Raw genomic sequence first — 8,602 nt, forward strand, 5'->3', positions numbered from 1 at the left:
CGGCCCTTATCGCAGCCTCGTGCCTCGACAGCGGCTACAAAAGCCGATCACCGGTCAACTGTAGCCGCTGGCGTAGCCTGCGATCGGCTGCGCAGCAGTCGCCGGGGCCTTGAAATTGCTGAAGGTCCTGCGGCCCTTATCGCAGCCTCGTGCCTCGACAGCGGCTACAAAAGCCGATCACCGATCACCTGTAGCCGCTGGCGCAGCCTGCGATCGGCTGCGCAGCAGTCGTTTGGGTTTTGAAATTGCTGAAGGTCCTGCGGCCCTTATCGCAGCCTCGTGCCTCGACAGCGGCTACAAAGGCCGATCACCGATCAACTGTAGCCGCTGGCGTAGCCTGCGATCGGCTGCGTAGCAGTCGCCGGGGCCTTGAAATTGCTGAAGGTCCTGCGGCCCTTATCGCAGCCTCGTGCCTCGACAGCGGCTACAGGGGCCGCCGATCTCCTGGCCATTGGCGTAGGCGGCGAACTGGTTGCTTGTAGTGGCGAAAGATGGCATTCAGCAATCAGCGGCGGAGCGTTGGAATGTCGATGGATTTCTTCTCTTTTGCTTATGAGAATATTTATCATTAATATTGTGCCCTGATGACCCAGGCGCTTCCTGCATGAAAAGCAAAACCTCACTTCCTGTTTCTTATCGCCTTGCGGTGACATCGCGAGCGCTGGCGGCTGTCCTGGGCGGCTATTTGCTGGCGTCCCTGGCCAGTGTCTGCATGGCGTTGTGGTTGCCCATTGCACGGGCCGATGCGGTCGTCAGCGCAATGATGAGTTCCTTTATATTTTACCTGCTGGCGGTGATCTGGTGTTTCGCCTGCCGCAGTGCGTGGCGTGCCTGGTTTGGGGTGTTGGTGCCCAGTGCGGTGCTGGCGACGTTGGCGGGCCTCGCTTACTGGATGGCCCGACCATGAAAGAAGGCTTTCGCCAGGCCATGGCCTGGCTGCACACATGGGCCGGGTTGATTTTCGGCTGGCTACTGTTCGCGATTTTCCTGACGGGAACCTTGTCGTATTTCAAGAGCGAAATTACTCACTGGATGCAGCCCGAAGTGCAGGCCCATCCACTGGACAACGCCCGCAGCCTGGCGATGGCCCAGACGTATCTGCAACAACAGGCACCCACTGCCGCTCGCTGGTTTATCACGTTGCCCGACAGCCGCGAGCCGGGCCTGACAGTGATGTGGCAAGACAAGATCGACCCCGGCAAACGCGGCAATTTCATCCGCAAACGACTCGACTCGCTCACCGGTAATGAGGTCCAGGCCCGGGAAAGCATGGGGGGCGAGTTCTTCTACCGCTTCCACTTCCAGTTGCAGATGCCTCATCCCTGGGGCCGCTGGCTGTCGACCACCGCGGCGATGGTGATGTTTATCGCGTTGATCAGCGGGATCATCACCCACAAGAAAATCTTCAAGGATTTCTTCACCTTCCGCCCGCGCAAGGGCCAGCGTTCCTGGCTCGACGGGCACAACGCGGTGGGAGTGCTGGTACTGCCATTTCACTTGATGATCACCTACAGCAGCCTGGTGATCTTCATGAGCCTGGTGATGCCCGCGAGCATTCTGGCTTCCTATGGAGGTGACACCCGGGCGTTCTTCAATGATGTGTTCCCGGCCACCAACAATGCACCGGCCCTGGGGCAGCCTGGGCAGTTGTTGCCCTTGGGGCCGATGTACGAGCAAGCACGCGAGCAGTGGGCCGGCGGACAGGTTGCACGCCTGGTGGTGAATAATCCGGGCGATATGAATGCCTCGGTCAACGTTTTGCGCGCCGGTTCCGACCGGGTGGTGCATGACTTTGGCAGTGCCGTCTCCTTCAGCGGCGTTACCGGCGAGAAGCTGCGGGTCAGTACTGAACAGTCATTGCCAATGGCGATCAGTGGCAGCTTCTATGGTCTGCACCTGGGCCATTTTGCGAGCCCGGTGTTGCGCTGGTTGTACTTTATCTGCGGCCTGGCGGGCACGGCGATGATCGGTACCGGGTTGGTGATCTGGCTGGGCAAGCGTCAACTCAAACACGTCAATAGCGGGGTCATGCCCTTCGAATTGCGCCTGGTGGAAGTGCTGAACATCGCCAGTATGTCGGGGCTGATGGTCGCCATCGGCGTGTTCTTCTGGGCCAATCGCCTGCTTCCGGTGGGGGTTGCCGAGCGTTCGGGTTGGGAGGTGCAGAGCTTCTTTATCGCCTGGGGCCTGAGCGTATTGCACGCGATCGTGCGTCGGGGCCGACAGGGTTGGGTCGAACAATTGAGCCTGGGAGCGTTGCTGTTTATCGGCATACCGCTGCTTAACGCCTTGACCACCTCCCAGCACCTTGGGGTTTCCCTGGCGCGGGGCGATTGGGCCATGGCCGGTTTCGACCTGACCTGCCTGGGTAGCGGTGTGTTCCTCGCCTGGGCCGCCTGGAAAATGCAGCATCGCGCTGTTGCCCGGCCCAAAGCCGAACTTGCCCGTGCACTGGCCCTCAAGGGTGAGGTGAACTGATGCTGTTGGCGCTGCTGTTGTGTTACGCCGGGTTTACCACGTTGTGCCTGTCCACGGACCGCCATCATGGCGCACTGCTGCACAGCAAACCGTCATCCGGTCAGCGATTGGCTTTGCGTCTGGGCGGCTGGTTGCTGCTGAGCGTGTCGATCTGGCCGGCGGTGCGCGCCGCCGGATGGAGCCAGGGCCTGGTGGAGTGGTGCGCGGTGCTGATGTGCAGTGCCTTGCTGCTGGTGCTGCTGTTGCCGTACCGGCCAAGGTTGGCCTTGATCCTGGCGGGCGCCAGTCTGCTGGCCAGCCCGGTTGCGGCCATCGCACTCCTCTGAGCACACCCTTGATGATCACTACGCCACCCGAATCCCAGGATTGCCAGCCCGCTGAGCCGGCGGGTGGGCGTGCGCATTTCCTGCAAGTGTTTTTGTCCCAGCGCTCACAGATGGAGGCACTGGTCAGCCGGCGTGTCGGTTGTCGGGCGACGGCGGCAGACCTGGTGCAGGACCTGTTTTTGCGTTTCTGGCGCCGGCCACTGGTGCAGGTCGAAGAACTCAGCACTTACCTGTTGCGCTGCGCCGGTAATATCGCCATCGACCACCTGCGCAGTGAAGGCGCGCGGGTACGCGGCAATGAAGGCTGGCTGCCGGAACAACAGCGCAGCCAGAGTTGCGAACCCCAGGCAGCCCTGGAGGCCGGCAATGACCTGCGCCATGTCGAAGCCGCCTTGCGCAGTTTGCCCGAGCGCACGCGACAGATCTTTTTGCTCAATCGCATTCACGGTCGCAAGTACGCACAGATCGCCCAGGCCATGGGCTTGTCCCAAAGTGCCGTGGAAAAACATATGATGCGCGCCCTCCAGGCTTGCAAGGCCAGCCTGCGGGAACCCACGCCGCCACGTTCGCCAGGGAAAGTACCGTGACCACCACCTGCGTCACTCCGACGCCCGAACAGGAACACGCCGCACTGGCTTGGCTGAGCCTGCTCCACGATCAGCCCAGCAGTGGTGACCAGGCCACCTTCAGTCGTTGGCTGCGGGCTGACCCGGCTCACGTCGAGGCGTACGCCAAGGCCCAGGTACTGTGGGAATTAAGCGAGGTGCCAGCGAGCAAAATCGCCGATGAAGACGCCTTGGCGTTGCAGGGTTACCTGCAGGCGATGGACCGTTCAAAACGCTCAAGTGTGCGCCGTGGGTTCAGTGCCTTGGCCATGGCCGCTTGCCTGCTATTGATGGTGGGCCTCGGCGCCGGTTGGCAGCCATCCCGTTGGATCGATGACTTCGGGGCCGATTACGTGACGGCGCCGGGGGAGGTGAAGACCGTCACCCTGGCGGACCAAACCAGGGTCACCCTGGATGCAGACAGCGCCCTCGCCGTGGATTTCAGTCGCGGCGAACGCCATATCCAGCTGCGCCGTGGCGCCGGATTTTTCAGCGTGAGCCACACCGGCGAACCCTTTGTGGGGGGGGCGGGCGGTGGGGAAGCGCGGGTGCTGGGAACGCAGTTTGAAGTGCGCCTGCAACCGGCGGGCGCCCAGGTGACGGTGCTGTCCGGCCGTGTCGGTGTCACGCCGTCCAAGAGCGGGCAGCAACAGATTCTCGCCGCCGGCCAGCAAGTCGCCTACGCCGATGGCATCGCCGATCCGTTGCACGCGGTCGACAGCGAATCACGGCTGGCCTGGCGCGATGGCTGGCTCAACTATTACAAGGCGCCTTTGGCGGAAGTGGTCCAGGACCTGCGCCGCTACTACCCTGGCCGCATCCTGCTACTCAACGATGACCTCGGCAATCGTCGCGTCAGTGGCAACTTTGCGAGCCAGGACCCGCACGCGGTACTCAATGCGCTGCAAGCAGTCTTGGGGTTTGAGCAACACGTACTGTTGGGCCGGGTGATTGTGTTGCGCTAGGCGCACCGCCCGCTCTGCACAACAACAGCCTTGCTCATCAAGGCGGTGGAAAATACTTCAGATTCCCGTGAGGTAAACCCATCCCCCATTCGTGTAGTGCTTGAAACTGCGATCTATTCGCATTAACGGTACTTCTCTACACGGGTTCTCAAGCATGAAGTCCAGGGCAAAGTCGGCGGCAGGTGGGTTGGTTAAACAATGGCTGGGAGCCTCGGTGATGGCGGTATCGGGGCTGGCGTTGTTGCCCCTGGGCGTGGCGCAGGCGGCGGATACGCAGCAGCAAAGCACAGTGTTCAGTTTTGCCCTGGCAGCCAAGCCGTTGCCCCAGGCGTTGAGCGATTTCAGCCGGGTGACCGGGATCAATGTGGTTTATACCGACGAAGCGCCTTATAGCCTCACGGCTACGGCGGTCAATGGGCGGATGAGCGCGGCCCAGGCCATGCAGCGTTTGCTCGCCGGCACAGGTTTTACTTTCCGCCAGATCGACGCCCGGACGCTGGCCCTGGAGCCGCAGCTCACCGACGGAGCCTTGAGCCTGGGCGCCACCACTATCAGTGGCGTTGCTCAGCCATCGGATACCACCAGCTACCAGCCACCGCCTACCAGTTCGGTGATGCGCTCCCAGGGTTTGCTGCTGGAAACCCCGCAAACCGTCAATGTAGTGCCAGCCCAGGTCATGCGTGATCAACGGCCGCGCAATCTGGACGATGCCTTGGCCAACATCAGCGGGATCACTCAGTCCAACACCCTTGGCAGCACCCAGGACGCGGTGATGCTGCGCGGCTTTGGTGACAACCGTAACGGTTCGATCATGCGCGATGGCATGCCGGTGGTGCAGGGTAGGTCGTTGAACTCCACCGCGGAGCGGGTCGAAGTACTCAAGGGCCCGGCGTCACTGTTGTACGGCATCCAGGACCCGGGCGGGGTGGTCAATATCGTCAGCAAGAAACCGCAACTGACCCAGTCCACCGCCCTGACGTTACGCGGCTCGACCTTCGGTAACGGCAAGAACGGCAGCGGTGGCAACCTCGATACCACAGGGCCTATAGGGGACACCGGCCTGGCGTATCGGCTGATCGTCGATCACGAAGATGAAGACTACTGGCGCAACTTTGGCACCCGCCGCGAAAGCTTGATTGCGCCGTCCCTGGCCTGGTACGGCGACACCACCACGCTGCTGTTTGCTTATGAACACCGCGAATTTCTCTCGCCCTTTGACCGGGGCACTGCCATTGATCCCAAGACCAATCACCCGCTGGACATCCCGGCCACGCGCCGCCTGGACGAGCCGTTCAACAATATGGAGGGCCGTTCCGACCTGTACCGCTTCGAGGCCGATCACGACCTGAACGATGACTGGAAAGCCCACTTCGGCTATAGCTGGAACCGCGAAACCTACGACGCCAGCCAGGTGCGCGTAAGCAAGGTCAACGCCGACGGCACCCTGACCCGCAGCATGGATGGCACCCAGGACGCACTGACTACCGACCGTTTCACCACGGCCAGCCTTGAGGGCAAGGTCGATGTGGCTGGCATGCGCCATGACCTGGTATTCGGCCTGGATGACGAGTACCGAAAAATCTACCGCGCTGACCTGATTCGCCAGGCCAGCCGCAGCACCTTCAGCTACACCGACCCAGTGTACGGTCGGGAAGTGGCCGGCAGCACTGTCAGCGCCCCGGACAGCAACCAGACCGACCTGTTGCGCAGCGACTCGTTGTTCTTCCAGGACGCGATTCACCTGACTGACCAGTGGATCCTGGTGGGCGGAGCACGTTTCCAGAAATACGACCAGTACGCCGGCAAGGGCCGCCCGTTCACCGCCAACACCGACGGCAACGGCCAGAAGTGGGTGCCGCGCGTCGGCCTGGTGTACCGCTACACAGATGAATTATCGTTCTACGGCAGTTACACCGAATCGTTCAAGCCCAACTCCACCATTGCACCCCTGGCGAACAAGACAGTGCTGGATGGCAGCCTTGAACCGGAAGAGTCCAAGTCCTGGGAGTTGGGGGCCAAGCTCGACATGCCAGGGCGTATTACCGCCAGTGCAGCTTTGTTCAATATCGACAAACGCAACGTGCTGGTGTCGGTGGGCGAAGGCCTGACCTCGGTCTACAGCGTCGCCGGCAAAGTGCGCTCCCGTGGCCTGGAATTGGACCTCAGCGGCCAGTTGAGCGACCAGTGGAGCCTGATTGGCAGCTATGCCTACACCGACGCGGTGGTCACCGAAGACACCAAGTATCAGGGAAATCGCCTGCAAAACGTGGCGAAAAACACCGGCTCGCTGTCGATGGTCTACGACATGGGCAGCATCATCGGCGGCGATCAGTTACGGGTAGGTGCCGGTGCGCGGTATGTCGGCGAGCGAGCGGGGGACGCGCCCAACAGCTTCGACCTGCCGGGCTACACCGTCGCTGATGCGTTTGCCACCTATGACACTAAAATCGATGGGCAGAAGGTCAAGTTCCAGCTCAACGTGAAGAACCTCTTCGACCGTACCTACTACACCTCCGCCGTCAGCACCTCGTTTGTCTCCATAGGCGATGCGCGGCAGGTGTCGGTGTCCAGCACCTTGGTGTTTTAAACCTTGGCGATGACGCTGGTGGTCTGAGCTGCTAGCGTTGTCGTCTTTGATCGCTTCGCGGGGGCACAACACCGATGCAGTTGAGACGACGGATACACACCGGCGCGATGTGGGTGAGCCTGAGCTTATTGCTGGGCGGTTGCGCCACGGCGCCGAACACATCCAGCCGCCAGGCCATCGACCACCTGCTGGCCGATCCGGCACTGAGTGGTGCCAGCGTCTCGCTGCTGGTGCGTGATGCGCGCAGTGGCAGCACGCTTTATCAGCACAACCCGGGCAGTCGGTTGGTCCCGGCCTCGAGCCTCAAGCTGCTGACCACTGCTGCGGCGATGGACGTCCTCGGGCCGCAATATCGATTTTCCACGCAACTGCTGAGCAGCGGCGCCCGCCAGGGCGAGCGGCTGAATGGCAACCTGTACCTGCGAGGCCTCGGGGATCCGACGATTCAGTGGGCAGATTACCAGGCGTTGGCTGCCCAATTGGCGAGCCAGGGTATTCGCCAGGTTCAGGGTGACCTGGTGTTCGACGACACCTGGTTCGACGCCGAGCGCCTGGGTGTCGATTGGGCCCATGACGATGAAAGCACCTACTACGGCGCGCAGATCTCGGCGTTGACGGTGTCGCCTGATATGGATTTTGACGCAGGTACCTTGCTTGTCACGGCCAAGGCACCGAGGGTTGTCGGCCAGCCGGTGAGTGTAGAGATCAGCCCAGCCACCGATTATGTGCAGATCAGCAACCGAGCGGTCAGCGGGCCGGGCAACAGTTATGGCCTCGAACGCCAGCACGGTAGCAATCTGTTGCGGCTCAGTGGTGCCGTGGCGCCGGGCGGGCAACGCCAGCAGGCGGTCAGCGTCTGGGAGCCGACCCAATTGGTGGCCAATCTGTTTGCACAGGCTTTGGCGCAACAGGGGATTACGGTGCAGGGCCGTCGTGTGATCGGCGGTGTCAGCCCGACGACGGCGACGGTGTTGGCGGTGCATGAATCGGCGCCTTTGCAGGAGCTGCTCACGCCGCTGCTCAAACTTTCCAACAACAGCATGGCTGAAGCACTGCTCAAGGCCATGGGCCGCAAGACCGCCAATGCCGGTACGGCGGCAGCGGGTGTGGCGGCGGTGGCGGATTTTCTGAAGCGCCAGGGGGTGGCCCCGGCGACGTTCAATCAGGTGGACGGTTCTGGCTTGTCGCGACGAAACCTGGTGTCGTCGCAGAACCTCACCGACCTGTTGTTGGCGGCGAGCAAGCAGCCGTGGTTTAACGCCTGGTACAACGCCTTGCCGGTGGCCGGCAACCCGGACCGCATGACCGGCGGCAGCTTGCGTTATCGCATGCGAGGCACCTTGGCCGAGAACAACCTGCATGCCAAGACCGGCTCCATGGGCGGCGTGTCATCGTTGACCGGTTACATCACCGATGCCGAAGGGCGTAAGTTGGTATTTTCGATGGTGACCAACAATTACGTGGTCGAGGGTGCGCGGATCAAGGCGTTGGAAGATCGGTTGGCGGCGGCGTTGGCGCAATGAGGAGACTGACGTTGGCCACAATTCCCAAAGGCCTGGTTTTTTGTAGCCGCTGTCGAGGCACGAGGCTGCGATAAGGGCCGCAGGACCTTCGGCAATTTCAAAACCCAGGCGACTGCTG

7 protein-coding genes are annotated in these 8,602 nt (G+C 61.8%); all 7 read left to right on the top strand.

Annotated features, from left to right (window positions below):
* Positions 1-604: 604 nt before the first annotated feature.
* The 7 genes from GIR22_RS12925 (at position 605) to dacB (ending at position 8,484) form a co-directional block, all read left to right on the top strand.
* Complete coding sequence (locus tag GIR22_RS12925; RefSeq protein WP_154743691.1) at positions 605-907, top strand: DUF3649 domain-containing protein; 303 nt, start codon at positions 605-607, stop codon at positions 905-907.
* The gene (locus GIR22_RS12930; RefSeq protein ID WP_154743692.1) at positions 904-2,478 is read left to right on the top strand and encodes a PepSY-associated TM helix domain-containing protein; all 1,575 of its coding nucleotides are present in this window, start codon (positions 904-906) and stop codon (positions 2,476-2,478) included. Before GIR22_RS12925 ends, GIR22_RS12930 begins: the two co-directional genes overlap by 4 nt.
* Positions 2,478-2,804 carry a DUF3325 domain-containing protein gene (locus GIR22_RS12935; RefSeq protein WP_154743693.1) on the top strand — a complete coding sequence of 109 codons (327 nt, stop codon included), beginning with the start codon at positions 2,478-2,480 and terminating at the stop codon, positions 2,802-2,804. The genes GIR22_RS12930 and GIR22_RS12935 overlap by 1 nt, the downstream gene beginning before the upstream one ends.
* A gap of 8 nt (positions 2,805-2,812) precedes the next feature.
* A complete protein-coding gene (locus GIR22_RS12940) occupies positions 2,813-3,391 on the top strand; it encodes an RNA polymerase sigma factor (RefSeq protein WP_154743694.1) in 579 nt (192 codons plus the stop codon).
* On the top strand, positions 3,388-4,374 hold the full coding sequence (locus tag GIR22_RS12945) for a FecR domain-containing protein (RefSeq protein WP_178122230.1): 987 nt from the start codon (positions 3,388-3,390) through the stop codon (positions 4,372-4,374). Before GIR22_RS12940 ends, GIR22_RS12945 begins: the two co-directional genes overlap by 4 nt.
* Positions 4,375-4,528: 154 nt before the next feature.
* On the top strand, positions 4,529-6,961 hold the full coding sequence (locus tag GIR22_RS12950; RefSeq protein WP_154743696.1) for a TonB-dependent siderophore receptor: 2,433 nt from the start codon (positions 4,529-4,531) through the stop codon (positions 6,959-6,961).
* A gap of 74 nt (positions 6,962-7,035) precedes the next feature.
* A complete protein-coding gene (gene dacB / locus GIR22_RS12955; RefSeq protein ID WP_154743697.1) occupies positions 7,036-8,484 on the top strand; it encodes a D-alanyl-D-alanine carboxypeptidase/D-alanyl-D-alanine endopeptidase in 1,449 nt (482 codons plus the stop codon).
* The last annotated feature ends 118 nt before the right edge of the window (positions 8,485-8,602 follow it).

It is taken from the genome of Pseudomonas karstica, from assembly GCF_009707515.1.
Classification (GTDB): domain Bacteria; phylum Pseudomonadota; class Gammaproteobacteria; order Pseudomonadales; family Pseudomonadaceae; genus Aquipseudomonas; species Aquipseudomonas karstica.

Excerpts from the sequence above, each read along its gene's own strand:
- GIR22_RS12950 (WP_154743696.1), top strand. The coding sequence starts at position 4,529 with ATGAAGTCCAGGGCAAAGTCGGCGGCAGGTGGGTTGGTTAAACAATGG.
- GIR22_RS12930 (WP_154743692.1), top strand. The coding sequence starts at position 904 with ATGAAAGAAGGCTTTCGCCAGGCCATGGCCTGGCTGCACACATGGGCC.
- dacB (WP_154743697.1), top strand. The coding sequence starts at position 7,036 with ATGCAGTTGAGACGACGGATACACACCGGCGCGATGTGGGTGAGCCTG.
- GIR22_RS12925 (WP_154743691.1), top strand. The coding sequence starts at position 605 with ATGAAAAGCAAAACCTCACTTCCTGTTTCTTATCGCCTTGCGGTGACA.
- GIR22_RS12935 (WP_154743693.1), top strand. The coding sequence starts at position 2,478 with ATGCTGTTGGCGCTGCTGTTGTGTTACGCCGGGTTTACCACGTTGTGC.